Raw genomic sequence first — 25,697 nt, 5'->3', positions numbered from 1 at the left:
GGGCCTGACTCCCGGCCCGCGCACGGACGCGGTCAGCGGCGCCGGACCAGCTTGACCAGGCCCTTGAACGTCTCCTCCAGGCCCGAGGAGAACGGGTTGTCGTTGACCAGGTAGGTCCAGGTGGTGTTCGGGCGCTGCACGCCCGCCTCGGCGAGGTGCGCGCCGTCGGCGTCGATCTCCACCTTGGCGAAGGTCTCCTCCGCCTCGTCCCACGCGTCCGGGATGATCTTGTGGTAGGCCGGGATCGCCTCCCGGTGGAACTCGTCGAGCGGGTTCTGCCGCGCCAGCGCCCGCAGGTGGATGCCCTCGCGCAGGTCGGTCAGGAACGTCAGGTGGTCGCTCCACCGCTGGTCGAGGTGGTGCAGCGCGATCAACCGGGCCGCGCCGACCTTCACGTCGGTGTCCAGGTCCTTGATCTCGTGCGCCTTGTCCGGCTTGCGCTCGGAGAGCTCCTGCCACGCCAGGTCGGTGCGCAGCAGCTTGTCCCGGTACTCCAGCAGCAGCTGGCGCTGGTGCTCGATCAGCTTGTTGTACCGCCAGGTGTTGCGGTGGATCTCCAGGTGCACGCCCTCGGCGACGCGCTGCGCGTGCTCCACGGTGTGCAGCGTGCCGGAGTCCGTGATGCGGCCGTCCTCGTCCACCTCCGCCGGCTCGTCGTGGTCGGGCACGTACTGCGTGACCAGGTCGTCCTGCAACGAGGAGAAGAACACCGACCCGCCGGGGTCGCCCTGGCGGCCCGCGCGACCGCGCAGCTGGTCGTCCAGCCGGCTGCTGGAGTGGCGGCCGGTGCCGATCACGTAGAGGCCGCCGAGCTCGGCGATGCGCTCCCGGTCGGTCGAGTCGTGCCCGCCGAGCCGGATGTCCGTGCCGCGGCCCGCCATCTGGGTCGAGACGGTGACCCGCTGGAACGAGCCCGCGTCGGCGATGATCGCGGCTTCCTCGGCGTCGTTCTTGGCGTTGAGCACCACGCAGTCCAGGCCCGCCTCGGCGAGCTTGCGGGACAGGCGCTCGGACTCGGCCACGTCCAGCGTGCCGACCAGGATCGGGCGGCCCGTCTCGTGGACCTCCTTGATCTCGGCGACGACGGCTGCTTCCTTCTGCTCCAGCGTCGCGTACAGCCGGGGCGCCTCGTCCTCCCGGATCGTCTCCACGTTCGGCGGGATGACCAGCACTTCCAGCTGGTAGAAGTCGCGCAGCTGCTCGGCCACGGCCACCGCGGTGCCGGTCATGCCGCAGACCGTGGGGTAGCGGCTGAGCAGCGCCTGCACGGTGATCGAGTCGAGCACCTCGCCCGCGTCCGTGGTCGCCACGTTCTCCTTGGCCTCGACCGCCGCCTGGAGGCCGTCGGGCCAGCGCTGGAGCTTCGCGATCCGGCCCCGGGTGTCGTTGATCAGGTGCACCCTGCCGTCGCGGACGATGTAGTCCACGTCGCGGTGCAGCAGGACCTGCGCGTGCAGGGCCACGTTGACCTTGCTCAGCGTGGTCGAGACGTGCTCGTCGGAGTACAGGTCGATGCCGCCGAGCGCCCGTTCGACCAGCTCGCTGCCCGCGCCGGTGAGGTAGACGTTGCGCTCTTCGTCGTCGATCTCGAAGTGCAGGTCGCGGCGCAGCCGCTTGACCAGGTCGGCCAGCGCCGGGTCGACCGCCGGGCCCGCCGTGGAGCCCGCCAGGACCAGCGGCACGCGCGCCTCGTCCACCAGGACCGAGTCCGCCTCGTCGACGAGGGCGACGCGCGGCTTGGGCACGATGAGGTTGCCCTCGTCGGTGGCCAGCCGGTCGCGCAGCACGTCGAAGCCGATTTCCGAGACCGAGGCGTACATGACCTCGGCCTGGTAGGCGGCGCGGCGCTCCTCGGGCTTGGAGCTCTGGTTGATCCAGCCGACCTTCACGCCCATGAGCTCGTAGAGCGGGCCCATCCACTCGGCGTCGCGCTGGGCCAGGTAGTCGTTGACCGAGACCACGTGCACCTGGTCGCCGCGCAACGCGAAGCCGGCCGCGGCGATGGCGCCGGAGAGCGTCTTGCCCTCACCGGTGGCCATCTCGACCACGTGGCCCTCCAGGAGGCCCAGCGCGCCGAGGATCTGCACGTCGAACGGGCGCAGGCCGAGCGCGCGGTCGGCGGCCTCGCGGCCGAGCGCGCACACCTCCACCAGCTCGGGGCGGCCGAAGTCCGACTTGTCGCGCAGCGCGGCGGCCGCGGCGGTCAGCTCCTCGTCGCTGAGCTTCTTCACGCGTTCGGACTGCTCGTTGACCTCGTCGAGCAGCTTCCGGTAGGGCGTGAGGTCGGCGGAGCCGGGCTTCTGCGCGAACCGCCGCATCCGCTGCTTGAACCGTCCCAGGAGAGTGGTCACGGCACGGCAACGTACGGCAAGCGCACAACGTTCCGCACGTCACCCGGTTGACAGTTCACTCGTCAGACGAGTCGATCTTGTTCCCGGACGGCCCCGCGGTGCTGCGGGCGGTGCTGCCGCCGAGCGGGCGAACCTCGCGCGATCCGAGCCCGCTGGGCCGCTCGGGTGCTGCCAATCGTGACTACCGGTCGATAATCTCCGACTCCGTGGCGTGACCAAGCGTGTAGGGGGCCGCCGTGCTGCAACGGTTCGTCCACTGGCTTGACGACCTCCTCGCCGACGAAGGCGCGCCGGTGGTCGTGAAGGCGGTCGTCGGCGTCTTGTCGTTCGCCGTGCTCCTCGGCGCCATCCTGGGGAGTGCCGCCGTCAAAGCCGGCGCGCTGGTGGCCGCGATCCTCGTGCTGCTCTCGCTCGGTCTGCTTCTGCTGGCCGATCGCCGCGGATTGGTTCGACAGGTCGAGTCATATCGGACGATAATTTCGCAGTTGGTCGATGTCGCGTCCGGCGATCAGCGCCCTGCGTATCGGATAGTGGACTGGGACGAGTTCGTGGGAGTCGACTCGAACGGGAACGCGCGCAGGCGGACCACGATCCGGGCCAAGGTGTTGAGCAAGGACTTGTGGGTGGTGCCCTTGGTCCAAGGTTGCGGCTGGCCGCAGCCCTCCAGGTACCGGCGCCAGATCGGCGTGGCGGTGCGGAGGTTCCTGGGCGGTGACCTGCCGGGAGCGAGTTTGACGACCACGTCGACGTGGGTCGCCGATGGCAAGTTCGTCCTGATCGTCCACCTCCCCGAGCCACCACCGGAAGACAGCGAGATCACCATTGCGGTGGAGATCGAGTGGCCTGGCATGTGTGCGCCGCTCATGCGGGACCGGACGCCGGACGACTTCACATTCAGGTTCGCCACTCCGGTGAGGCATGCGCGGTACAAGGTAGCGCTTCCTCGCGGATACGACGCCTACTATGAGCCCATCGGTTTCGAGGAAGACCATAACGGCTTCACCCTTGGCCCGGCCGAGGACGAGAGCGGCCGGTCGATCTTCGTGTTCGAGGGGTTCGACCTGCCCATGCGCCACGGCATGGGCATGCGTCTTGAACTGAAGGAGAGGGGTGCCTGATCGGCACCCCTCTCGATTGTCATCCAGGAAGCGGCGTCAGCCGTCGTTGCCGCTTTCCCCGCCCGCGTGCAGCGATCCTGTCAAAGCGTCCCCTTCGCTGATGGTCCATTGAGGCGCGAGGAGGATAGTCGCAGTCCGCTTTGAATCCGGATTAGTGGATTCGGCTCATGTCAGACCTTGTGGGTTTCCCGCAAGCCGAGCACCGAGGCCAGCGTCACCACGCCCATGACCAGCAGGAACGCGGACACCGACAGTGACGTACCGGTCGCCACCAGCAACGCCGTCATGATGAACGGTGTGCCGCCGCTGACCAGGATCGACGCCAGCTGGTACGCCAGCGACGCCCCCGAGTACCGCACCCCCGGCTCGAACAGCTCCGCCAGGTACGCCGCCACCGGCCCGTAGACCAGGCTCGACCCCACCCCCGACACGGCGAGCGCGACGAAGATCAGCCCCAGCGACGCGGTGTCGATCAGCCAGAAGTAGGGGAACGCCCACACGATCATCGCCACCGCGCCCGCCACGATCAGCGGACGCCTGCCGTGCCGGTCCGACCAACGCCCCGCCAGCAGGATCACCGGCACGCTGACCAGCGACGACAGCAGCGTCACCACGAGCACCGAGTTCCGCGCCAACCCCAGCTCACGCGTCGCGTAGTCGAGCACGCCCGCGATGCTCACGTAGAACACCGCGTTGGACGCGAACATCAGCCCCGCGCCGAGCAGCACCGGCTTGCGGTGCGTCCGCAGCACCTCCCGCAACGGCGCGGGCGCGGGACCGTCGCCACGCCGTTCCTTGATCTCCCGGAACACCGGGCTGTCCTCGACCTTCAACTGGATGAACAGCACCACCGGGAACAGCAGCGCGCTCGCCAGGAACGGCACCCGCCACCCCCACGTCGCGAACGAAGCGGCCGGCACGGTCGCGCCCACGACCAGGAACGCGACGTTGCCCAGGATCACGCCCAGCGGCACGCCCGCCTGCCCGAACGTCCCGGCGAACCCACGCCGCTGCGGCCCCGCGGTCTCGGTCAGCAGCAGCACGACACCGCCCCACTGCCCGCCCACCGCGATCCCCTGGAGGAACCGCAGCACCACCAGCAGCACCGGCGCCATCACGCCCAGCGTCGCGCTGGTCGGCAGCAGCCCGATCAGGAACGTCGCCGCGGCCATCAGCGCCAGGCACGTCACCAGCGCGGGCTTGCGGCCGAACTTGTCGCCGACGTGCCCGAACACCAGCCCGCCGACCGGTCGGGCGATGAACCCCGCCCAGAACGTGCTGAACGACAGCAGCAGCCCGATCAGCGGCGACGCCTCGGGGAAGAACAACTTGGGGAACACCAGCGCCGCGGCGGTCGCGTAGATGAAGAAGTCGTACCACTCGAGCGAGGAGCCGACGAGCCCGGCCGCCATGAGTTTGCGCAACGTGCGCCGCTCGGGGGGAGCGGTCGTGACCATGTGCTTGTTCCCTTTCACCAGGTGTCCACGAACGGGCGTTTCTTGCCGGTCCTGACCTGGACGGGGTCGGGGCCGGTGAGCAGGGTGGTGATCCAGCGCCGGGTGTCGGCGGGGTCGATCACGTCGTCGATCTCGTACGCGGACGCCACGTTGAGCGCCTTGCCGTGCTCGTAGGCGGCGGAGACCATCGCCTCGAACATCTCCTTGCGCTGGGCCGGGTCGTCGATGGCGTCCAGCTCGCGCCGGTACCCGAGCCGCACCGCGCCTTCCAGCCCCATCGGGCCGAACTCGCCGCTGGGCCACGACACCGCGAACAGCGGCACCTTCAAGCTGCCCGCCGCCATTGCCTGCGCGCCCAGCCCGTAGGCCTTGCGCAGCGCCACGAACCCGAACGGCACGTCGAGGTTCGCGCCGGCCACGAGCATCCGGGTCAGGTGCCGCACGGTCGCGGTGCGCTCGGCGTCCGGCCCGACCATGAACCCCGGCGTGTCGCACAGCGACACCACCGGCAGGTCGAACGCGTCGCACAGCTGGAGGAACCGCGCGGCCTTGTCGGCGGAGTCGGCGTCGATCGCGCCGCCGAGGTGGCCGGGGTCGTTCGCGATCAGCCCCAGCGGCCTGCCCTCGACCCGGGCAAGGGCGGTGACGATGCCGCGGCCGAACTCGCGCCGCAGCTCCAGCACCGAGCCGGTGTCGGCGAGCGTCTCCACCACGGTCCGCACGTCGTAGGCGCGGACCCGGTTCTCCGGCACGAGGTGCCGCAGCAGCCGCTGGTCGGGGCACTCCCAGGCGTCGGTGCGCGTCCCATCGGGGTGACCTTGGAAGTACGACAGGTACTTCTTGGCCACCGCGACGGCCTCGGCCTCGTCGGACACGAGCACGTCGATCACGCCGTTGGGCACCTGAACGTCCACCGGCCCGATCTCCTCGGGCCGGAACACGCCGAGCCCGCCGCCCTCGATCATCGCCGGGCCGCCCATGCCGATGGTCGCGTCACGGGTCGCGATGACCACGTCGCACGTGCCCAGCAGCACGGCGTTGCCGGCGAAGCAGCGGCCGGACGCGATGCCGATCAGCGGCACCAGCCCGGACAGCTTGGCGAACAGGTGGAACGCCAGGCAGTCCAGCCCGCTGACGCCGCCGTGGTCGGTGTCGCCGGGTCGCCCGCCGCCGCCCTCGGCGAACAGCACCACGGGCAGCCGCCGCTGCTCGGCCAGCTCGAACATCCGGTCCTTCTTGGCGTGGTTGCGCAGACCCTGCGTGCCCGCCATGACCGTGTAGTCGTAGGACATCGCGACGACCTGGCCGCCGTTCACCCGGCCGACGCCCGCCACCAGCCCGTCCGCGGGCGTGCGCTCGACCAGCTCGTCCAACGACCGGCGGCGGCGTTGCGCGGCGATGGCCAGTCCGCCGTACTCCACGAACTCCTCGCACAGGTCGGCGATGTTCTCCCGGACCGCGCGGCGGCCGGCCGCGTGCCGCTTCGCCTCCGCCTCGGGACGTGAGAAGTCGTGGCGCGCCAACGTCTCCGCGAGGTCGGGCCGCACGTCGTCCAGGTCGACCTCGACGGCCTTCTCCTCGACGGCGAGGTCCACGCCCTCGGCCAGCAACGCGCCCTCCGCGACCGTGTCGCCGACCTCGACCAGCACCCGCGCGTCGCCGATCGGCACGACGTGCTGCATCTTCATCGCTTCCACGACGACCGTGCCGGACTCGATCGCGACGACCGTTCCCTGCACGGGAGCGCGCGCTCCGGTGTCCTCCCGGGGCAGTGAGTCGACCAGGCCCGTGTGCGCTTTCAGGACGTCCGGGTGGTCCAGGAGCCCGCGCAGGAAGCCGATGTTCGTGCGCGCACCGTCCACGGTGAACTCGTCCAGCGCGCGGCGGGCCCGGCGCAGCGCGGTCTCCAGGTCGTCGGCGTGCACCACGACCTTCGCCAGCAACGGGTCGAAGCCGAGGCCGGCCCGGTAGCCGACGGACGCGTGCGTGTCGACCCGCACGCCCGGTCCTGTTGGCGGGACGAACGCCGACAGCCGCCCCGCGGACGTCAGGCTCACGCGCAGTTGCAGCGCGCTGCCGCGTGGCGTGTGCGTCAGGTCCGGCTCGACCTCGGCCGCGAGCAGCAGTTGCGCGCGCACCAGGTCCAGCCCGGTGACCTGCTCGGTGACGGTGTGCTCGACCTGGAGCCTCGGGTTGGCCTCCAGGAACGCGAACCGGCCGTCCGGCGCGACCAGGAACTCCACCGTGCCCAGCCCGGTGTACCGGACGGCGCGCGCGATCGTGGCCGCCGCGTCGTGCAGCGCGGACCGCAGGTCGGGGGAGAGGTCGGGCGCGGGCGCGACCTCGACCAGCTTCTGGTGCCTGAGCTGCAACGAGCAGTCGCGGTCGCCGAGCACCGTCGTGCCGACCAGCTGCACCTCGACGTGCCGCGCGGGTTCGAGCAGCTCCTCGACGAACACCGTGCCGTCGCCGAACGCGGCCAGCGCCTCGGCCCGGCACCGCTCGACGGCCGCGGCGAGGTCGGCGAGGCGGCGCACCACGCGCACGCCCTTGCCGCCGCCACCGGCCACGGCCTTCACGACCACCGCGCCGTGCGCGCGAAAGAAGTCCTCGAACTCGTCCTCGGCGCCCGCGAGCACCGGCACGCCGACCTCGGCGGCCAGGGCACGGGCCCGGCTCTTGTCGCCGAGCAGCTCCAGCACTTCCGGCGGCGGTCCGACGAACGTCAGCCCGGCCTCGGCGCAGCGGCGGGCGAACCGGGCGTTCTCGGCCAGGAACCCGTAGCCGGGGTGCACCAGGTCGCACCCGTCGGCGGCGGCGAGGACGGCGTCCACGTCCAGGTAGGAGCCTTGCAGCCGGACGGCGCGGTCGGCGAACCGGCCGTGCGCGTCGTCGGAGTCGGTGACCAGGGCGACGGTCCGCCAGCCGAGGTCGGCGGCGGCGCGCAGCACCCGGACGGCGATCTCTCCCCGGTTGGCGACGAGCAGCGTGGGCACTTCAACCTCCTGAGCGACCGCTTAGTATGTGACCGCGGTCGCATAGTGGCATCCGCGCTTAGCGTTCGTCCAGGGGGAACCGATGCACCTGTCGAGGCGTCCTTGAAGAAACCCGAGGTCAAGGGCGTGACACAGAGCAGGCCAGGAGGCACCCACCGTGGTTTTCAAGAGGATGTTGCGCGCGTTCGGAGTCGGCGGTCCGTCGGTGGACACGGTGCTGGCCAACCCGAACACCCGACCGGGCGAGGCGCTGACCGGCGAGGTGCGCATCGCGGGCGGCGACCACCCCGCCGAGATCGACGAGGTCAAGCTGTCCCTCGTCACCCGGGTCGAGGTGGAGAGCGGCGACAACGAGCACAACCGCAACGTCGAGTTCGCGCGGGTCGTCGTCGGCAGGCAGATCGTCGTCGCGCCGGGGCAGAACCTGGTGCTGCCGTTCCAGTTCCCGGTGCCGCTGGAGACGCCGGTGACCGTCGTGCACGGGCAGCACCTGCACGGCATGACGATGGGCCTGCGCACGGAGCTGGAGGTGCGCGGCGCCGTCGACCCGGGCGACCTCGACCCGGTGGCCGTGCACCCGATGCGCTCGCAGGAGCACGTGCTGAACGCGTTCGGCGCCCTCGGGTTCCGCTTCCAGCGCGCGGACAACGAGTCGGGGCGGATCCGGGGCGTGCCGCAGCAGCTGCCGTTCTACCAGGAGATCGAGTTCCTGCCGCCGGGGCAGTTCCTGGCCAAGATCAGCCAGCTGGAGCTGACCTTCGTCGCCGACCCGCACCGGCTGTACGTGGTGCTGGAGGCCGACCGCCGCGGTGGGCTGTTCCGGGCGGGCGGCGACTCGTTCGGGCACTTCGCCATGTCGCACGATGAGGTGATCCGCACGGACTGGGCGGCGCTGCTGCACCAGTGGATGGACCAGGTCTCCGGGAGGCGATCTTCCCACGGTTTCGGCCACTAGGGCGGCCCGCGCGGACGTCGCCGCGGCGTGCGGGCAGGGCTCGCCCGGTCGCCGCTGGCGCTGCGGACGGCGTCTGCGGTGGGGATGATGACCGATGAGGCCCTCGACGCGGTCGGGGACTTCTTCGAAGGCGACTAACCCGCAGGAGGCATCGTGGGCATCGGCGGTGTGATCAGCGCTCTGATCGTGGGTCTCATCATCGGTTTGCTGGGCAAGCTCATCGCGCCGGGCAAGCAGGCCATCCCCATCTGGCTGACGATCATCGTCGGCATCGTGGCGGCGTTCCTGGGCACGTTCATCGCCCGGGCGCTCGGCGTGGAGGACACGCCCGGCATCGACTGGATCGAGATCATCGTGCAGGTGATCATCGCCGCCATCGGCGTCAGCCTCGTCGCAGGGTTCTACGGCAAGAAATCCGTCCGCTAGCCCGCGTGTCCTACGGTCGGAACACCGATGTTGAACGCTCAGCGCACGGCTCGCCGTCCTGAGCGTTCAACTCGAGGTGCCGGGACGTAGGACACGCGCTTCGGGCGCAGGGCACGCGCGGGTCAGGTGGTGGCGCCCACCATGCGCAGGACCAGGTCCGCGTAGAGGTCGCCGATCTCGGTCGGCGTGCGGCGGCCGGCGGGCTGGTACCAGCGGGCCACGTCGATGCACAGCGACAGCACCGCCAACGTCGCCCCGCGCACGTCCGGCACGTCGAACGCGCCCGCGCGGACGCCGTCCGAGACCATGTCGCGCACCGCCGCCTCGATCCGCCGCCGCAGCTCCACCACCTCGGCCAGGTGCTCCGGCGTCAACGCGCTCAGCTCGTACTGCACGACCCGCGCCGTCGTGTGGTACTCCGCGTGCCACGACGCGAACGCCCGCACGGCCGCCGCCAGCCGCGCCACCGGGTCCACCTCGGACACGCCCGTCAACACCGACAACGACGTCGCGTGCCCGATCCGCGAGATGTGGAACAGCAGTTCCTCTTTGGACCGGTAGTGGATGTAGACCGCCGCGGGTGACATGCCGGCCTGCGCCGCGATGTCACGGGTCGTCGTCGCGTGGTACCCCCGCACCGAGAACGCGGCCGCGGCGGCGATCAGCATCCGCCTGGCCGCCGGCGGCGTCACCGAGGACCACGTCTCATCCAGGAGCGCGAACTCACCACTGGTCGTCGTCACAGCCGGCCCTCCTTGACACGAACCCGAACGATACCGCAGGCTAAGCACACGCTTAGACCTAAGCAACCGCTTAGTATGGAGGAAACGAGAGTGCGCCGCTCGCTGTTCGAACCCGACCACGAAGCGTTCCGCGAGACCGCGCGGGCGTTCTGCGACCGCACGCTCACCCCGAACTACGAGCGGTTCGTCGAGCAGCGCCACATCGACCGCGACGTGTGGCTCGAAGCGGGCAAGCAGGGCCTGCTCGGCCTGGAGGTCCCCGAGGAGCACGGCGGCAGCGGCGCGAACGACTACCGGTTCAACGCCGTGCTGGGCGAGGAGCTGTCCAAGGTCAGCGCCGGCATGTCGTCCTGCCTGGGCATCCACGGCGACGTCGTCGCGCCCTACCTGGTCGACCTGTGCACCGACGAGCAGAAGCAGCGCTGGCTGCCGAGGTTCTGCTCGGGCGAGCTGACGACCGGCATCGGCATGACCGAGCCCTCCGGCGGCTCCGACCTGGCCGCGCTCAAGAGCACCGCCGTGCGCGACGGCGGCGACTGGGTCCTCAACGGCTCCAAGACGTTCATCACCAACGGCTTCTCCGCCGACCTGATCGTCGTCGCCGCGCGCACCAGCCCGGAGAAGAAGGCCCGCGGCATCACCCTGTTCGCCGTCGAGACCGGCATGAAGGGCTTCGAGCGCGGCCGCAAGCTGGACAAGGTCGGCCAGCCCGAGTCCGACACCGCCGAGCTGTTCTTCGAGGACGTGCGCATCCCGGCCGAGAACGTCATCGGCGAGGTCGACCAGGGCTTCATCTACATGATGGAACGCCTGCCGCAGGAACGCCTCGGCGGCGCGATCTCCAACCTGGCCCACGCCAAGCAGATCCTGCTCGAGACGATCGAGTACACCAAGGAGCGCAAGGCGTTCGGCCAGGCCATCGGCTCCTTCCAGCACAACAAGTTCACCCTCGCCGAGCTGGTCACCAGGATCGACGTGACGCAGGCGTTCCTGGACCAGTGCACCGACGCGCACACCCGCCGCGAGCTGACCGCCGTGGACGCGGCCAAGGCCAAGTGGTGGAGCGCGGACGTGCAGAACGACGTCATCGACGCCTGCGTGCAGCTGCACGGCGGCTACGGCTACATGACCGAGTACCGCGTGGCGCGCGCCTGGATGGACGCCCGGGTGACCCGGATCTGGGCCGGCTCCAACGAGATCATGAAGGAACTCATCGGCCGCGACCTCGGCCTCTAGACACAGGAGCACCGCCATGCCCGAGGCTGTCATCGTCGCCACCTCGCGTTCCCCGATCGGTCGGGCGCGCAAGGGCTCGTTGGTCGACCTGCGCCCGGACGACCTGGCCGCGCGGATCGTCGCCGCCGCGCTCGACCAGGTCCCCGAGCTGGACCGCGCCGAGATCACCGACCTGCACCTGGGGTGCGCCGAGCCGCAGGACGAGCACGGGCAGAACGTGGCCCGCCGCATCGCCGTGCAGCTCGGCCTGGACACCCTGCCCGGCACCACGGTCAACCGGTTCTGCGCGTCGTCCGTGCAGACCGCGCGCATGGCCTTCCACGCCATCAAGGCGGGCGAGGGCCACGCGTTCATCAGCGCCGGCGTGGAGTGCGTCTCCCGCTACCGGCACGGCGACCCGCACTTCAACCCGCTCTTCGACGCCGCGCGCGAACGCACTCAACGGACCGCGGAGACCAACGAGCCGTGGCACGACCCGCGCGAGGACGGCGAGCTGCCGGACTACTACATCGCGATGGGCCAGACCGCCGAGAACGTCGCCACCGCGCTCGGCATCAGCCGACGTGACCAGGACGAGTTCGGCGTCCGCTCGCACAACCTGGCGGAGAAGGCCATCGCGGACGGCTTCTTCGCCCGCGAGATCACCCCGGTCACCCTCCCGGACGGCACGGTCGTCGACACCGACGACGGTCCGCGCCGTGGCGTCACCTACGACGCGGTGTCGGCGCTCAACCCGTCGTTCCGTCCACAAGGGACCGTCACGCCCGGCAACTGCTGCCCCCTCAACGACGGCGCGGCGGCCGTGGTCGTGATGAGCGACGTGCGGGCCAAGGAGCTGGGCCTGACCCCGTTGGCGCGCATCGTGTCCACCGGCGTGTCCGGCCTCTCGCCGGAGATCATGGGGCTCGGCCCCGTCGACGCCACCAAGCAGGCGCTCGCGCACGCGAACCTGACCGTCGACGACATCGACCTGGTCGAGATCAACGAGGCGTTCGCGGTGCAGGTGCTGGGCAGCCAGCGCGCGCTCGGCATCGACATGGACAAGCTGAACGTGCACGGCGGCGCGATCGCGCTCGGCCACCCGTTCGGCTCCACCGGCGCCCGCATCATGACCACCCTGATCAACGGGATGCGCGCCCGTGACGCGCAGTTCGGGCTGGAGACGATGTGCGTCGGCGGCGGTCAGGGCATGGCGATCATCCTGGAGAGGTTGAGCTGAATGGGAATCCTGGACAAGTTCCGGCTGGACGGGCAGGTCGCGATCGTCACCGGCGCGTCCTCGGGCCTCGGGGTGGCGTTCGCCAAGGGCCTGGCGGAGGCGGGCGCGGACGTGGTGCTCGCCGCCCGGCGGGCCGACCGGCTCAAGGACACCGCCCAGCTGGTGGAGGACGCCGGTCGGCGCGCGCTGGTCGTGCGGGCGGACGTGGCGCAGCCGGACGACTGCCGTGAGGTGGCGCGCGCCGCGGCGGAGTTCGGCCCGGTGCACGTGCTGGTGAACAACGCGGGCGTGGCGTCGGCGGTGCCCGCGTCCCGGGAGACGCCCGAGCAGTTCCTCGGCGTCATGGACGTCAACCTCAACGGCGCGTACTGGATGGCGCAGGCGGCGGCGGCCGTGATGGCGAACGGCGGTTCGATCGTCAACGTCTCCAGCGTGCTCGGCCTGGTCTCCGGCGGCCTGCCGCAGGCGGCGTACTCGGCGTCCAAGGCGGGTCTGCTCGGCCTGACCCGCGACCTGGCGCAGCAGTGGACCGGCCGCAAGGGCATCCGGGTCAACGCGCTCGCGCCGGGCTACTTCGCCTCCGAGATGACCGACCAGTACCCCGAGGGCTACCTCGAAGCGCACATCTCCCGGCTGCCGCTGGGCCGCGTGGGCGACCCGGAGGAGCTGGCCGCGGCCGTCGTCTTCCTGGCGTCGGCGGCGGGCGGCTACACCACCGGCGCGACGTTCGTGGTCGACGGCGGCGTGACCCTCGGAGGCTGATCACCCGACTTGTAACCCACCGCGGCGGCGCGACGACCTAGCCTGGTAGGCAGGGGAGATCGCCGTCCGCACGGGGGAGTTCCGTGGTCGCGAACCGTTCCACCGCAGAGCCGGCCTTCGCCGTCCGCAGGCCGAAGACCCGGGCGATCTACCTGCGCAAGCGCTATCTGCTGCCGTTCGGCGTATCGGTGGCGGTCGCGCTCGCCGGTGTGATCGCGATGCTCACGTCCGGCACGATCGCGCTGCCGTTCCGGGGCATCACGGTGGTGCGCGCCATGATGGCGTCCAAGATCGTGTACTTCCAGGATCCCGAGGTCCGCCGGATCCTGATGTCCCACGGCGTCGACGTGCAGGTCACCGACTCGGGCGGCTCGCGGCAGCTCATCAGGGACCGGCAGGACCGGGTGCACGAGTTCGACTTCGTGATGCCGTCCGGCCAGGCCTCGGCCGAGCTGATCCACGAGCGGTTCGGCGGTCGGGCCTACTACCCGTTCGCGAGCCCCCTCGTGCTGGGCGCGTTCAGGGAGTACGCGGAAGCCCTGGTGCGCGCCGGCGCGGCGGTGAAGCAGGACGACGAGAAGGGCCTCGGCCTCTACTACACCCTCAAGCTGGACGTCTTCGTCAACGAGCTGTCCCTCCCCGGGAACGGCGCGCCGACGAAGACCTGGGCGCAGGTGGACCCGCGCGTCGACAACCGCAACCAGGTCGTCGCGCAGACGCCGAACCCGTGCGACTCCTACTCCGGCTCGGCCTGGCTCGGGCTGGTCGCGTTCGCGGCCAACAACTCCGTCCCGCCCAACGAGCGCAGCGCGCCGGAGGTGGCGGAGAGGATCAAGCCGGTGTTCGAGATCGAGGGCCTGCACGGCTCCGGCATCGGCACCTCGTTCTTCCACCCCGACGGCCGCACCAGCGCCCCGGTCGGCGTCATGTACGAGCACCAGTACATCGCGCACCAGTTCACCGCGGTGGCGCGGACCGGTGCGGCCGACACCGACCGGGTGCTGCTCTACCCCGACGCGCACCACCGCACCGAGCCGCGGCTCATCGCGTTCAGCCCGGCCGGGGAGCTGGTCGGCGACCTGGTGCGCGACGACCCCGGTCTGCGCCGACGTGCCCTGGAACTGGGGTTCCGGCTGGACAACAAGGAGCCGACCGCCCTGCCCCACCTGCTGAGGGAACGCGGTCTGCCGGAGCCCGCCCTGAGCAGCACCGAAGGCCTGCTGCCCAGGCCGGACAACCTGGAGGCCATGATCAGGGAGGTCGGCGACTGCCCGGAGATCCGGGTGCCGATATGAGGTTGCCGGTCCTGCTCCTGGTGGCCGCGGCGGTCCTCGGCGGCTGCACCACCGGCACGCCCGAACCGGCCGCGCTGACCGTGCTGGCCAGTTCCGAGCTGGCGGACCTGGAGCCGCTGCTGGCCGACCTGCGCCGGGACACCGGGGTGGAGCTGAAGCTCGACCGCAGGGGCACCATCCGGGCCGCCGAGGAGCTGGCGGCGGGCGGCGCGGACCACGACCTGGCGTGGCTGTCCACGAACCGGTACCTGGCGCTGAAGGGCGTGGACCTGCCGCTGTCCACCCCCACGATGCTCTCGCCGCTCGTGCTGGGCGTGAAGGCGGGCAAGGCGGAGGCGTTGCGCGGCGCCTCGTGGGCCGACGTGGCGAGCCGTGCGGCGGCGGGGGAGCTGCGCTTCGGCATGGCCGACCCGCGGGTGTCCGGCAGCGGGATGGCGGCGTTGATCGGCGTGGCGACGGCCGCCGCGGGCACCGGTGCGGCGCTGCGGCCCGAGGACGTCACCTGCGACAAGCTCCAGGGCTTCCTCACCGGCCAGGCGTTCGGCGCGTCCGGCGCGGCCGAGGTCGGTGACGAGTACGTGCGGCGGCAGGACGACGTGGACGCCGTGGTCGCGTACGAGTCGACCGTGTTGTCGCTGAACGCGTCCGGGCGGCTCCGCGAGCCGTTGGAGGTCGTGTACCCGAAGGACGGCATCGTCCTGTCCGACTACCCGTTGATGCTGCTCAAGCCGGACAAGCGGGCCGCGTACGACCGGGCCGTCGAGTGGCTGCGCTCGCCGTCCGCGCAGCGGGCCATCATGGAGCGGACCTCGCGCCGGCCCGTGGACCCCCAGGTCCAGCGGACCGAGGAGTTGCGCGAGCCCATCGGCACCGCGCTGTACTTCCCCGGCACGCAGGAGGTCTTGAACAGCCTGCTGGCCGCCTACGACCGGGCCGGCGAGCAGGGCCGGGTGGTGTTCGTGCTCGACCACTCGACGTCCATGGCGGGCCCGCGGATCGCCGGCCTGCGAGAGGCGTTCGCGACGCTCGGCCGTGCGGGCGGGTTCGACCGGTTCCGGGTGGGGGAGACGGTCGTGCTCGTGCGGTTCGCGGGAACCGTGATGGAGGAGCGCAGCATCGTGGTGCGACAGGCCGCGGACCTCGAAGTGCTGGCCGGCGCGTTGGCGTCGGCCGAGTTGGCCGACGACGGCACCGCGATCTGGTCGGCGCTCGACCACGCCTACCGGATCGTCGGCGACGGCACGGTGGTGTTGATGACCGACGGCGAGAACAACGCGGGGATGAGCGCGGACGAGTTCCTGGGCAAGTGGCCGGACCCGCCCGCGCGCACGTACGCGATCCGGTTCGGCGAGGCCGACCCGGTGGAACTGGACCGGGTGGCGCGCGCGACCGGCGGGCGGGTGGTGGACGCCACCACCGGGTCGCTGCTGGAGGCGGTGAAGGAGATCCGTGGCTGTCGGTAGGGAACTGTGGTGGTCGGTGTGGTGGCCGTGGCTGCTCGTGTGGATCGTGACCGTCCTGGCGCTCGTCGTGGCGGTCGGGGTGGCGGTGCTCGCCTGGCGCGCGGCGCGCAAGTCCGCTCTGTCACCGACACCGGGCCCTCCCGTCTACGTCGACGGGGAGATGGTGTCGCGCATCATCGCGATGATCGACATCCCGCGGTTCCCCGCCGACGTCACGTCGACGGCCGAGCTCACCAAGGACGGCAAGATAGCCGTTCCGGGACTGGGCGAGATCGGCCAGTTCTCCTCCAGAAGAGGGCAGACCAGGGTCGTCCAGGAGGTCTTCGAGCCGGTCGACCTGGTCGGCGACATGGTCAAGGGTTTGGAGAACAGGGACGACATCGTGTACGTGAACCTGGACGAGCGCACCGTGCTGCGGAACACGGCCCTCGAGCGGCTGATGGCCTCGTGGGAGATGGCGACCGGTCCGCTCAGGCTGCGGCGGGTCACCCGGTACGTGTGGGTGGAGGGCGTGTGCCGGATGACGTCCCAGAGCAACGGCACGACGGTGTTCCTCGCTCCGGTCGGCGAACCGGCCGAGGACGGTCCACAGGTGCGGCTGGAGTGCGGCGACCGCTGGCTGCTGGGTGACTCGGTGCCCCAAGGGACCTTCAACGCCCATTGCCTGGGCAAGGTGCAGTCGTGGAACGAGGACACCCGGGAGCTGGTCATCCTGCCGATCGCGATGTTCCAGTGAGGGGGCGTGCGATGCTTGGCCCATGGCATCGGTACCGGAGCGGTTGATCGACGCCGCGACGCGGTTGTTCGCCGCCAAGGGCTTCGACCGGGTCGCGGTGCAGGACATCGTGGACCTGGCGGGCGTCACCAAGGGCGCCATGTACCACTACTTCGGGTCCAAGGACGACCTGCTGCACGAGATCTACGGCAGCCTGCTGCGGATGCAGACCGAGCGGCTGGACCACTTCGCGTCCGGGTCCGCGCCGGTGGCCGAGCGGCTGCACGCGGCGGCGGTCGACGTCGTGGTCACGTCGGTGGACAACTTCGACCAGGCGCGGGTGTACTTCCGCTCGGCCGACCACCTGGCCGAGGACAAGCGGCGCGAGATGCGGGCGGAACGGCGGCGCTACCACGAGCGGTTCCGGTCGCTGGTGGAGGAGGGGCAGGCCGCCGGCGTGTTCCGCACGGACGTGCCCGCGGACCTGACCGTGCACTACTTCTTCGGCACCGTCCACCACCTCGGCCAGTGGTACAGCGCGGACGGGCCGATGTCGGCCAAGCAGGTCGGCCGGCACTTCGCGGACCTCCTGCTCGCGTCCTTGCGTCCCGTTTCGGAGGGTTCTTCGTGAAGTCCGACCTGCACCGCTACCTGAGGTCCGCGCGTGAAGCGGTGCTGTGGAAGCTGGAGGGCCTGTCGCCCTACGACGCGCGCCGTCCGCTGACGCCGACCGGGACGAACCTGTTGGGCCTGGTCAAGCACCTGGCGGGGATCGAGGTCGGCTACTTCGGCGACACGTTCGGCCGCCCGTTCCCCGAGCCGCTGCCGTGGGCGGACTTCGAGGACGAGCCCAACGTGGACATGTGGGCGACGGCCGAGGAGTCCCGTGAGGACGTCGTCTCCCTCTACCGCCGTGCCTGCGCGCACGCGGACGGGACGATCGAGGCGCTGGACCTGGACTCGCCGGGCGCCGTGCCGTGGTGGCCGGGTGACCGCGGTGCGGTCACCCTCCACCTCGTCCTGATCCACGTGATCGCCGAGACCAACCGGCACGCGGGCCACGCCGACATCGTCCGCGAGCTGGTCGACGGCACGGCCGGTCTGCGCGCGGGCAGCGACAACCTGCCGTCGGTGGACTGGGAGACCTACCACGCGAAGCTGGAACGCGTCGCCCGCGAGGCGCGGGCCTGAGCCGTCAGACCCCGCGGCCGCCCGGGCGTGCTGCCGGCCGGGGCCTCGGCGAACGCCTGCCGGGCGCCGTCGTCGAACTCCACCTCGCCGCCGCGGGCCGGTCGGCGTCACCGTCGCCACAGCACCGTTGTGCCACATCTCGGCCAATACGCCGCCGGCGTGGCGCCTCATCGGTTACATACTTCGCATGCCGATCTACTTGCGCGTCACCTTGGCACTGTCGGCCGTGGTGACCGCGGTGTGCGCCCTGGTCCTGACGGTCGCCGTGCTCTCCGGCACCGCGACCGTGCAGCTGGAGCAAATGCGGACGTTCGACCGGATGGAGCTGTCCGCCAAGGTGTTCGACCAGCTCCGCGACCAGCACCCCGACTCCGGCATCACGGGGTGGAGCGGTGACGACAGCTCGGCGCCCTGCCCCGGCCACATCGCCATCAAGGAAGGCGTCACGTTCAGCTGCACGTTCATGGACGACGGCAGGGAGCGGAAGGTGCGGGTGCACATCAAGGACACCTACAGCGGCGACCTGGAAGTGGGCCCGCCGTCACCGTGACCGGGCACGGCACCCGGACGAGTGCCGTGCCCGTCGGTTCAGGCGGCCGGCACCAGCAGGACCACGGTCTCCGCCACGCAGCCGGGCTTCGGGTTGCCCTCGATCTCGACGGTCACCTTCACCACCGCCTGCTTGCCCTGCGCCGCGTCGGTGATCTCCGCCAGCTCGGCCCCGGCCCGCACCCGCGACCCGACGGTCACCGGGCTCGGGAAGCGCACCTTGTTCAACCCGTAGTTCACGCCCATGGCCAGCCCCTGCACCGTGTAGATGTCCCGCACGAGCAACGGGATCAGGGACAACGTCAGGTAGCCGTGCGCGACCGGCGCGCCGAACGGCCCCGCGGCGGCCTTCTCCAGGTCCACGTGGATCCACTGGTGGTCGCCGGTGGCGTCGGCGAACAGGTTGATCTCCGACTGCGTGATCTCGTGCCACTCGCCGTGGCCGAGGTGCTCGCCCTTGGCGGCCGCGAATTCCTCCAGGTCAGCGAATACCCGCATGGTCAGTCCTTCGGTCCGCCGGCGACGTAGATGACCTGACCGGACACGAACCCGGCGCCCTCGCTGACCAGGAACGACGCCGTGTGCGCGATGTCCTCGGGCGTGCCGACGCGCTGCACCGGGATCGCCGCGGCCGCGCCCTTCTTGAAGTCCTCGAAGTCGACGCCGACCCGGGCCGCCGTCGCGGCGGTCATGTCGGTCGCGATGAACCCCGGCGCGATCGCGTTCACCGTCACGTTGAACTTGCCCAGCTCGATCGCGAGCGTCTTGGTGAACCCCTGCAGGCCCGCCTTGGCGGCGGAGTAGTTCGCCTGGCCCCGGTTGCCCAGCGCCGACGTGCTGGACAGGTTGACGATCCGGCCCCACTGCGCCGCCGTCTGGAACTTCTGCACCGCCCGGCTCATCAGGAACGTGCCGCGCAGGTGGACGTTGATCACCGCGTCCCAGTCGTCGTCGGTCATCTTGAACAGCAGGTTGTCCCGCAGGATGCCCGCGTTGTTGACCAGCACGGTCGGCGCGCCGAGCTCGTCGGCCACCCGCTGCACGGCCGCGTCCACCGCCGCGCTGTCGCTGACGTCGACGCCCACCGCGATCGCGGTCCCGCCGGAGGCCTTGATCTTCTCCACGGCTTCCGCGCAGCTGTCCTCGTCGAGGTCGAGGAGCGCGACGGCCATGCCGTCCTGCGCGAGCCGCGTGGCTACGGCGGCGCCGATGCCGCGTGCGGCACCGGTGACGATGGCCACCCGTGCGTCCGTCTCGGCCACGGTCAGTCCTCCTTGATCTGCGGGCCTAAGCAACCGCTTAGTAACCTACCGGCGACGTCGCCTTGACGCCAGAGCGTGTCAGGAGAACCATACCGACTGGTCGGAATGCCAGCCAGAGGAGGCGCGGTGGAGTTCTCGGGCAAGGTCGCACTGGTCACCGGTGCCGCGAACGGCATCGGCGCGGGGGTGGCACGCCGACTGGCCGCCGCCGGCGCGTCCGTCGTCGTCGCGGACGTGGACGACGCGCGGGGCCAGGCCGTGGCCGACGAGATCGGCGGCGTGTTCGCGCACTGCGACGTGCGCGACCCCCGGCACAGCGAGGCGGCGGTCGCGACGGCCGTGCAGCGGTTCGGCGGGCTCGACATCGCCGTGCTCAACGCCGGCATCGCCACCGGCTTCGGCCTGGGTGAGGACTTCGACGCCGAGCGGTACCGCGCGGTCATGGGCATCAACCTCGACGGTGTGGTGTTCGGCGTGCACGCGGCGTTGCCCGAGCTGAAGAAGCGGGGCGGCGGGCGCATCGTCGCCACCGCCAGCATGGCGGGCCTGATGGCCATGCCCATGGACCCCCTCTACGGCGCGAACAAGGCCGCCGTCGTCGGCCTGGTGCGCGGCTTGGCGCCGGTCGTCGCCGCCGACGGCATCACCGTTAACGCGGTGTGCCCGTCGTTCGCCGACACGGCCATCATCACCGGCTTCAAGTCCGCCTTGGAGTCCGCGGGGATGCCGGTCATGAGCGTGGACGACGTGGTCGACGCGTTCGTCTCCGTGTTGCGCGACGGCAAACCAGGTGAATGCTGGTTCGTGCAGGCCGGACGTCCCAGCGCGCCCTTCACCTTCCCCAACCCGCCGGGCCCGCGCACCGCCACCGGTGAACGCGTGCGGCTCGACCACGACCCGATCGCCAAGGAGAACTGAGCACCGTGCGCGCCATCCAGATCACCGAGTTCGGCGGACCCGAGGTCCTCACCGAGGTCGAGCTGCCCGACCCCGTGGCGGGCGAGGGCGAACTGCTCGTCGACGTCAGCCGCGCGGGCCTCAACTACGCCGACACCCACCAGGCCGAGAACTCCTACCTGTCGAAGATGGAGCTGCCGCTGGTGCCCGGCGGCGAGGTCGTCGGCACGGCGGGCGACCGGCGCGTGGTCGGCCTCACCAACTTCGGCGGGTACGCGCAGAAGGCCGTGGTGCCCGAGGCGACCGCGTTCGACGTGCCGGACGGGGTGGACGACCTGACCGCGTTGAGCATGGTCGTGCAGGGGGCGACGGCCTGGCTCCTGCTGCGACGCAGCGCGCACCTCGAGCCGGGGGAGAGCGTCGTCGTGCACGCCGCCGCCGGCGGGGTCGGGTCGCTGGCCGTGCAGCTGGCGAAGAAGTGGGGCGCGGGACGCGTCATCGCCACCGCGAGCACCGAGGACAAGCGCAAGCTCGCGCTGGACCTGGGCGCGGACGTCGCGGTCGACTCCACCGCGGCGGACATGACCGATGCGCTGCGCGAGGCCAACGGCGGGCGGCGGGTCGACGTCGTGCTGGACATGACCGGCGGCGCCGTGACCGACCAGAGCATCGCCGCGCTGGCGCCGTTCGGGCGGCTCGCGTTCTACGGGATGGCCAGCCGGGAGCAGCCGACCCCCATCGCCCCGGGCAAGCTGCTGGTCCACTCGACCACCGTCGCCGGCATGTGGCTGCCGCACGCGTTCAAGCTCCCGGGCCGCGTCGTCCACCGCGCCATGGCCGAGCTGTTCGACCTGGTCCTGGCGGGCGACCTGCGCGCCGTGCCGGGCGGCGAGTACGGCCTGTCCGAGGTGCGCCGGGCGCACGAGGACCTGCGCGCCCGCCGCACCACCGGAAAACTGGTCCTCGACCCGTCACGCTGAGGTTCGGCTCGGCTCGGCCTAGGCGAATTCGGTCGTGGCGCTCCCGCGCAGCTCCGGGATCCGCTTGCCGAGCATCGAGTGGAGCTTCTCGGCCGCGTCGGGGCTCAGCGCGACGGTCGCGGCGCGGTCGAAGCTGACTTCGTAGTCGCCGTCGGCGGTGATCGACTCGTCGAACACCGCCTCACCGGAGACCCTGAGGTAGACCGAGTGCTCGGTCGCATCCGACTTGGCCTGCTGCTTCACCATCTGTGGACAACTCTCCTCTTGCTTCGGCCCGGCCCTATCTAGGCTACCTAGATAGGTTGACGATGTTGAAGCTACTCAAAGGGTCCGGAGCTGTCTAGATAGGTTCTACGATGGAGTGATGGTGCAGATGAAGCCGTGGATGGAGATCGCCGAGGAACTCCGGCGGGAGATCCACCAGGGCGTCTACGGACCAGGCGAACGGCTGCCGTCGGGAAGCGTCCTGATGAACCGCTTCGGGGTCGCCCGGCAAACCGTCCAGAACGCGATGGACCAGCTCCGGGCCGAAGGGCTGGTGCTGAGCGTGGCCGGCAAGGGGTGGTTCGTCTCGGAGCGGAAGCCGATCGTCCGGCTTGCCCGCAACCGCCTGAGCAAGGCCGAGCGGACCGAGGGGCGCGGAACGTTCATGTCCGATGCGGCGGCCGGTGGGTGGCAGCCCGCGGTCACGGTGAAGATCCGCCGGGAGCACGCGAGCGAAGACGTCCGCTCCCACCTCGGGCTGGACGCGGGGCGGGAGCACGAGGTGGTGGTGCGTGACCGCGTCATGCGTGCCGATGGCGAAGCGGTGCAGCTCGCCGTGTCGTACCTGCCTGCCGACATCGCCGGTGGCACCCGGGTCGAAGAGGTCGACACCGGGCCGGGCGGGACCTACGCGCGGCTGGAGGAGTTGGGCTTCGAGCTGACCCACTTCACCGAGGTGGTGTCGGCACGCTCACCGCAGCCTCGTGAAGCGGAACTCCTGCGGGTCCCGTTCGGCTTCCCCGTGATCCAGGTGATCCGGGTGGCCTTCGCGGGCGACCGCGCGGTCGAGGTCAACTACATCACCATGAGCAGTGACCGCTACCAGCTCGTCTACCAAATAGACGCCGGCTGACGTCGACCGCGCGATGATCGGCCGAAAGGTGGGGTGCCGTCGCTCACGCTCGGGCGGCGGCACCCGTCCCGGGCAGGTCAGTCGCTCAGTTCGGCCAACGCGGCCTTGACCTTCGCGAGCTCGGCCTCCAGCTCCTCCATCCGCGTGCGGTGCTGGGCGCGGGCCGCCTCGATGACCTCGTCGATACCGCCCGCGATGTCGTCGTGCAGCTCCTTGGCCGCCCGCGACACCGCCGCGGCCGAGATGGTCAGGCCCTGCACGACCCGCTTGGTGCCGTGCACCAGGTCTGCCTGCCACTCGCCGTCGGCGGTCCCGGTGACGGTCAGCGTCAGCTCGACCGTGCGGGTCTTCTTGGCCGTCGACTTGGGCCGCTTCGCCGCGGGCTTGGCCTCCGCGGGCTGTTCGGGCTGCTCTGCCTGTGCCACGGGTGCGACCTCCTGCTGCACGGGTGCGGCGGGCGCCTCGGCGTCCACCGTCTCTTCCTGCTCCACGAGCGTGTCCGCCTGCACGTTCTCGTCGTCCTCTCTGCGCATCCGGCTCGACCCGGCGTGATCATAGAACACGTGTTCGATGGTGGGTCGATTGCCCCGCACAGCGTAGGGTGTCGGCCTTGTGAGCGGTTGGAGGGACTTCCCCGCTCGCCGGTTCTTGGACCGGTTGAGCGACGAACTCGGAATTGCGGCGGTGCTGGCGCCTGGCGTCCTGGCGCCGGGGGTGCTGGCGGCGATCGACCAGCACGGTGCGGCGGTGCGCGACATCCTCGCGTTCGGCGTGCCGGCGGCGGCGGTGGCCGGCGCGGTGCTGCTGGCCGGGTACGCCAAGGGCGTGCTCGACGAGGCGAAGGCGCAGGGCTGGGAGCCACCGGCGATCGTGGACTGGGCGAACGCGGACTGGCTGACGCTGAGACTGGCCTCCGTCTGCCACCTCGCCCGGCGCGACGAACCGGCGTTGGAAGGCTAGGGCCAGGTCTCGCGCGGAAACGCCGATCGCACCACGTCACGCCGGCTAGCCTGAGGTCGGGAGCCGACCGCGGGGGCGTGAAGGTGAACACAGCCTTGAAGGTGATCGCCGCGTTGGGCGGTCTCGTCCTCGGCGTCGTCTACGTCGCGACGGAGCTGACGACGGTCTCGGTCGACGCCGAGGTGGTGCGCGTCGAGCACAGCAAGGCGACGCATCCCCCGTGGCGCCCGGTGGTGCGGTTCACGACCGCCGATGGCCGGTCGGTCACCGCCACGCTCCCGAAGGAAGGCGAAGCCCGCCGTCCCGGGGACCTCGTGGCCATCCGCTACCACCCGCGCGACCCGACGCGGGCCGACTACGACGACGACCGCGTCACGTCGATCGCCTTCACGTTCCTCGTGGGTCTGGCCGTGGTGTCGACCGTCAACTCGGTGTTCCGGGACTTGGCGGCCGAGCGGAGAGCACGGCGAAGCAGGCTGGGCCCGGGCGGCGGTCGCACGTGGAGTTCCGCGGAGCCCGGCCATCGACGCCCCGGCGGACTGCCTGAGCAGTTCCTCTGACCCGGGTCGGCACCGGTGGCATTGAACGCGCCGGCGGCGCTTCGGCCTGCCGTTTTTGTCGGTGGGTGCCGGCAAAATAAAAGCAGGGGTCCCCTTGGCGAGGACCCCTGCGTAGCGTTCTCAGGTTGTCAGCGGACGGTGGCGCCGGTCAGCGCTGCTCGCCCGGGGGGAACTGGCCGGGGTGCGGCTGAACCGGTCGGGTCGGTTGGGCCTGCGGCATCGGCTGGCCCACCGGCGGCGTCGGCATGCTCGCCGCGTGCGCCGGGGTCTCGGTCATCCGGGTGGTCTGCTCGGCCGGCGACACGCCCTGCGCCGTCCGCTGCACGTCCTCACGGCCGCGCTGGTAGGCCTCGGCCTGCGCCTTGGCCTGCGGCGCCTCGTTCTCGGCCTTCGTCAGCCAGCCCTCCCACCGCTGCTGCATGGGCTTGATCAGGCCACCGCCGACGCCGATGACGGCGATACCGCCGACCGTGGCCAGGATGGTGATCAGGATCGGGGTGGTGACGGTGGTGGCGACGCCGATCTGGTTCAGCGCCGCGATCACGCCGAGCGCGATGATGAACCACGAGGCGATCTTGCCGAGCGTCGGCCCGTAGGACAGCCCGCCGAGCGCACGCGAGGTGATGTCCTGCACGGCCCGCGCGATGGCGGCGGCGACCACGATGATCACGATCGCGACGATCGCCCTCGGCAGCCAGGCCACGATCTCGGTCAGCAGGGTGCTCACCGGGTTCGAGCCGAAGATCCCGAACGCGATCTGGAGCGCGATCAGCAGCACCGCGTAGTACACGATCTGCGAAACCAGCCCCGAGGCGTCGAACTTGGAGCGCGCCATCGCGTCGCTGAGCCCACCGCGCTGCACGGCGCGGTCGAAGTGCAGGCGGGCCAGCAGCTTCTTCACCGCCGCGCGCAGCACCCGGGCGACGATCCACCCGATGAGCAGCACGACGAGGAATCCGACGAGTTTGGGCAGGAAGGTCACCACGTTGCGCAGGGCGTCACCGGTGGCGTCACCGATGCCTTGGGCCTGCACCGTCTGCGCGGCGAGCAGGGCTTTCATCGTCTTCGACCTCCTCGGTCGACCGGTTCGTCTCCAGCAACCGGTTACCCGAGGTGGCCACGCCAAACCTCTCGTCCTCCGACCGGGTGACGCCGGCGAAGGCGCACCGTGATCGGCGGAACCTCCCGCCCGGGAAACGCCCTGGTCAGACCTCTGGCGGCAGCTGGACCGCCCGGTCCACCTCCACGTGCGCGACGCCGGGCACGGCACCGAGCAGGTCGCCCACCCCCGGAGCGACCTGCCCGGTGACCACGCCCAACCCCTCCAGCACCTGCTCGACCACCATCCCGGCGTCACGCAACGCCGCCACGACGGTGGGCAGGTCGGCCACGCTGTCGTCGGCGACCGAGACCACGACCTTGTCCACGGGCGCCTCCGTCAGGGG

Annotated in this window: 27 protein-coding genes; 17 read left to right on the top strand and 10 right to left on the bottom strand. The window is 70.9% G+C overall.

Features of this window, described 5'->3' with window-relative positions; all coding sequences use genetic code 11:
- Positions 1–32: 32 nt before the first annotated feature.
- Positions 33–2,351: an accessory Sec system translocase SecA2 gene (gene secA2 / locus AB0I91_RS08035; RefSeq protein ID WP_498782150.1), complete on the bottom strand. Its 2,319-nt coding sequence runs from the start codon at positions 2,349–2,351 to the stop codon at positions 33–35.
- A 236-nt stretch (positions 2,352–2,587) separates the two neighbouring features.
- Here secA2 and AB0I91_RS08030 point away from each other — a divergent pair, with 236 nt between their 5' ends.
- On the top strand, positions 2,588–3,469 hold the full coding sequence (locus AB0I91_RS08030) for a hypothetical protein (RefSeq protein ID WP_499635981.1): 882 nt from the start codon (positions 2,588–2,590) through the stop codon (positions 3,467–3,469).
- Between the two features lie 170 nt (positions 3,470–3,639).
- On the opposite strand, the gene AB0I91_RS08025 is transcribed toward AB0I91_RS08030, so the two are convergent.
- Both AB0I91_RS08025 and AB0I91_RS08020 read right to left on the bottom strand, forming a co-directional pair.
- Positions 3,640–4,944 carry an MFS transporter gene (locus AB0I91_RS08025; RefSeq protein WP_499608510.1) on the bottom strand — a complete coding sequence of 435 codons (1,305 nt, stop codon included), beginning with the start codon at positions 4,942–4,944 and terminating at the stop codon, positions 3,640–3,642.
- Positions 4,941–7,922: an acetyl-CoA carboxylase family protein gene (locus AB0I91_RS08020; RefSeq protein ID WP_499635978.1), complete on the bottom strand. Its 2,982-nt coding sequence runs from the start codon at positions 7,920–7,922 to the stop codon at positions 4,941–4,943. The genes AB0I91_RS08025 and AB0I91_RS08020 overlap by 4 nt, the downstream gene beginning before the upstream one ends.
- Before the next feature lie 157 nt (positions 7,923–8,079).
- On the opposite strand from AB0I91_RS08020, the gene AB0I91_RS08015 reads away from it, so the two are divergent.
- Together AB0I91_RS08015 and AB0I91_RS08010 are read left to right on the top strand one after the other, a co-directional pair.
- Positions 8,080–8,877: a sporulation protein gene (locus AB0I91_RS08015; protein ID WP_498782158.1), complete on the top strand. Its 798-nt coding sequence runs from the start codon at positions 8,080–8,082 to the stop codon at positions 8,875–8,877.
- Between the two features lie 153 nt (positions 8,878–9,030).
- The gene (locus AB0I91_RS08010; protein WP_053718253.1) at positions 9,031–9,303 is read left to right on the top strand and encodes a GlsB/YeaQ/YmgE family stress response membrane protein; all 273 of its coding nucleotides are present in this window, start codon (positions 9,031–9,033) and stop codon (positions 9,301–9,303) included.
- A gap of 122 nt (positions 9,304–9,425) precedes the next feature.
- Here the strand turns inward: AB0I91_RS08010 and AB0I91_RS08005 are convergent, their stop codons facing one another.
- Positions 9,426–9,971 (bottom strand): TetR/AcrR family transcriptional regulator, encoded by a 546-nt coding sequence (locus tag AB0I91_RS08005; RefSeq protein WP_499636147.1) that lies wholly within the window; start codon positions 9,969–9,971, stop codon positions 9,426–9,428.
- 165 nt (positions 9,972–10,136) lie between these two features.
- Between AB0I91_RS08005 and AB0I91_RS08000 the strand changes: the two genes are divergently transcribed.
- From AB0I91_RS08000 to AB0I91_RS07960, 9 genes are all read left to right on the top strand, one after another.
- Positions 10,137–11,282, top strand: a complete 1,146-nt coding sequence (locus AB0I91_RS08000; RefSeq protein WP_498782160.1) for an acyl-CoA dehydrogenase family protein — start codon at positions 10,137–10,139, stop codon at positions 11,280–11,282.
- A 16-nt stretch (positions 11,283–11,298) separates the two neighbouring features.
- Entirely contained in the window at positions 11,299–12,501 is a 1,203-nt protein-coding gene (locus AB0I91_RS07995; protein ID WP_499608506.1) for an acetyl-CoA C-acetyltransferase, read from the top strand.
- The gene (locus AB0I91_RS07990) at positions 12,502–13,263 is read left to right on the top strand and encodes an SDR family NAD(P)-dependent oxidoreductase (protein WP_498782164.1); all 762 of its coding nucleotides are present in this window, start codon (positions 12,502–12,504) and stop codon (positions 13,261–13,263) included.
- Between the two features lie 83 nt (positions 13,264–13,346).
- On the top strand, positions 13,347–14,558 hold the full coding sequence (locus AB0I91_RS07985) for a hypothetical protein (RefSeq protein ID WP_498782166.1): 1,212 nt from the start codon (positions 13,347–13,349) through the stop codon (positions 14,556–14,558).
- Positions 14,555–16,021 (top strand): substrate-binding domain-containing protein, encoded by a 1,467-nt coding sequence (locus AB0I91_RS07980; RefSeq protein ID WP_498782168.1) that lies wholly within the window; start codon positions 14,555–14,557, stop codon positions 16,019–16,021. The genes AB0I91_RS07985 and AB0I91_RS07980 overlap by 4 nt, the downstream gene beginning before the upstream one ends.
- Positions 16,008–16,757 (top strand): hypothetical protein, encoded by a 750-nt coding sequence (locus AB0I91_RS07975; RefSeq protein ID WP_498782170.1) that lies wholly within the window; start codon positions 16,008–16,010, stop codon positions 16,755–16,757. Before AB0I91_RS07980 ends, AB0I91_RS07975 begins: the two co-directional genes overlap by 14 nt.
- Before the next feature lie 22 nt (positions 16,758–16,779).
- Positions 16,780–17,367: a TetR/AcrR family transcriptional regulator gene (locus AB0I91_RS07970; protein WP_498782172.1), complete on the top strand. Its 588-nt coding sequence runs from the start codon at positions 16,780–16,782 to the stop codon at positions 17,365–17,367.
- Positions 17,364–17,927, top strand: coding sequence for a DinB family protein (locus AB0I91_RS07965; protein ID WP_498782174.1), 564 nt, complete (start codon positions 17,364–17,366; stop codon positions 17,925–17,927). Before AB0I91_RS07970 ends, AB0I91_RS07965 begins: the two co-directional genes overlap by 4 nt.
- A gap of 187 nt (positions 17,928–18,114) precedes the next feature.
- Complete coding sequence (locus tag AB0I91_RS07960; RefSeq protein WP_498782176.1) at positions 18,115–18,477, top strand: DUF4333 domain-containing protein; 363 nt, start codon at positions 18,115–18,117, stop codon at positions 18,475–18,477.
- Positions 18,478–18,515: 38 nt separating this feature from the next.
- On the opposite strand, the gene AB0I91_RS07955 is transcribed toward AB0I91_RS07960, so the two are convergent.
- Both AB0I91_RS07955 and fabG read right to left on the bottom strand, forming a co-directional pair.
- Positions 18,516–18,974 (bottom strand): MaoC family dehydratase, encoded by a 459-nt coding sequence (locus AB0I91_RS07955; RefSeq protein WP_499608497.1) that lies wholly within the window; start codon positions 18,972–18,974, stop codon positions 18,516–18,518.
- A 2-nt stretch (positions 18,975–18,976) separates the two neighbouring features.
- The gene (gene fabG, locus AB0I91_RS07950) at positions 18,977–19,738 is read right to left on the bottom strand and encodes a 3-oxoacyl-ACP reductase FabG (RefSeq protein ID WP_498782180.1); all 762 of its coding nucleotides are present in this window, start codon (positions 19,736–19,738) and stop codon (positions 18,977–18,979) included.
- 105 nt (positions 19,739–19,843) lie between these two features.
- Here fabG and AB0I91_RS07945 point away from each other — a divergent pair, with 105 nt between their 5' ends.
- The gene (locus AB0I91_RS07945) at positions 19,844–20,656 is read left to right on the top strand and encodes an SDR family NAD(P)-dependent oxidoreductase (RefSeq protein ID WP_499635973.1); all 813 of its coding nucleotides are present in this window, start codon (positions 19,844–19,846) and stop codon (positions 20,654–20,656) included.
- A gap of 5 nt (positions 20,657–20,661) precedes the next feature.
- Positions 20,662–21,615 carry a quinone oxidoreductase family protein gene (locus AB0I91_RS07940; protein WP_498782184.1) on the top strand — a complete coding sequence of 318 codons (954 nt, stop codon included), beginning with the start codon at positions 20,662–20,664 and terminating at the stop codon, positions 21,613–21,615.
- Between the two features lie 18 nt (positions 21,616–21,633).
- On the opposite strand, the gene AB0I91_RS07935 is transcribed toward AB0I91_RS07940, so the two are convergent.
- Positions 21,634–21,861: a hypothetical protein gene (locus tag AB0I91_RS07935; RefSeq protein WP_499635970.1), complete on the bottom strand. Its 228-nt coding sequence runs from the start codon at positions 21,859–21,861 to the stop codon at positions 21,634–21,636.
- A gap of 118 nt (positions 21,862–21,979) precedes the next feature.
- Here AB0I91_RS07935 and AB0I91_RS07930 point away from each other — a divergent pair, with 118 nt between their 5' ends.
- Entirely contained in the window at positions 21,980–22,732 is a 753-nt protein-coding gene (locus AB0I91_RS07930) for a GntR family transcriptional regulator (RefSeq protein WP_499635968.1), read from the top strand.
- Between the two features lie 77 nt (positions 22,733–22,809).
- Here AB0I91_RS07930 and AB0I91_RS07925 read toward each other — a convergent pair whose 3' ends face one another.
- Entirely contained in the window at positions 22,810–23,295 is a 486-nt protein-coding gene (locus AB0I91_RS07925; protein WP_498782190.1) for a DUF6319 family protein, read from the bottom strand.
- A gap of 49 nt (positions 23,296–23,344) precedes the next feature.
- Here AB0I91_RS07925 and AB0I91_RS07920 point away from each other — a divergent pair, with 49 nt between their 5' ends.
- Together AB0I91_RS07920 and AB0I91_RS07915 are read left to right on the top strand one after the other, a co-directional pair.
- A complete protein-coding gene (locus tag AB0I91_RS07920) occupies positions 23,345–23,692 on the top strand; it encodes a DUF6401 family natural product biosynthesis protein (RefSeq protein WP_498782192.1) in 348 nt (115 codons plus the stop codon).
- Positions 23,693–23,775: 83 nt separating this feature from the next.
- Positions 23,776–24,252 carry a DUF3592 domain-containing protein gene (locus AB0I91_RS07915; protein WP_498782194.1) on the top strand — a complete coding sequence of 159 codons (477 nt, stop codon included), beginning with the start codon at positions 23,776–23,778 and terminating at the stop codon, positions 24,250–24,252.
- Positions 24,253–24,400: 148 nt separating this feature from the next.
- On the opposite strand, the gene AB0I91_RS07910 is transcribed toward AB0I91_RS07915, so the two are convergent.
- Together AB0I91_RS07910 and AB0I91_RS07905 are read right to left on the bottom strand one after the other, a co-directional pair.
- Positions 24,401–25,312 (bottom strand): mechanosensitive ion channel family protein, encoded by a 912-nt coding sequence (locus tag AB0I91_RS07910; protein WP_498782196.1) that lies wholly within the window; start codon positions 25,310–25,312, stop codon positions 24,401–24,403.
- A 145-nt stretch (positions 25,313–25,457) separates the two neighbouring features.
- The gene (locus AB0I91_RS07905) at positions 25,458–25,679 is read right to left on the bottom strand and encodes a hypothetical protein (protein ID WP_498782198.1); all 222 of its coding nucleotides are present in this window, start codon (positions 25,677–25,679) and stop codon (positions 25,458–25,460) included.
- Positions 25,680–25,697: the final 18 nt, after the last annotated feature.

Origin of the sequence: Actinosynnema sp. NPDC049800 (assembly GCF_040656635.1) — a bacterium.
GTDB lineage: Bacteria > Actinomycetota > Actinomycetes > Mycobacteriales > Pseudonocardiaceae > Actinosynnema.
Note: the sequence above shows the minus strand (reverse complement) of the source record. Positions and strands in the feature narration are given on the sequence as shown.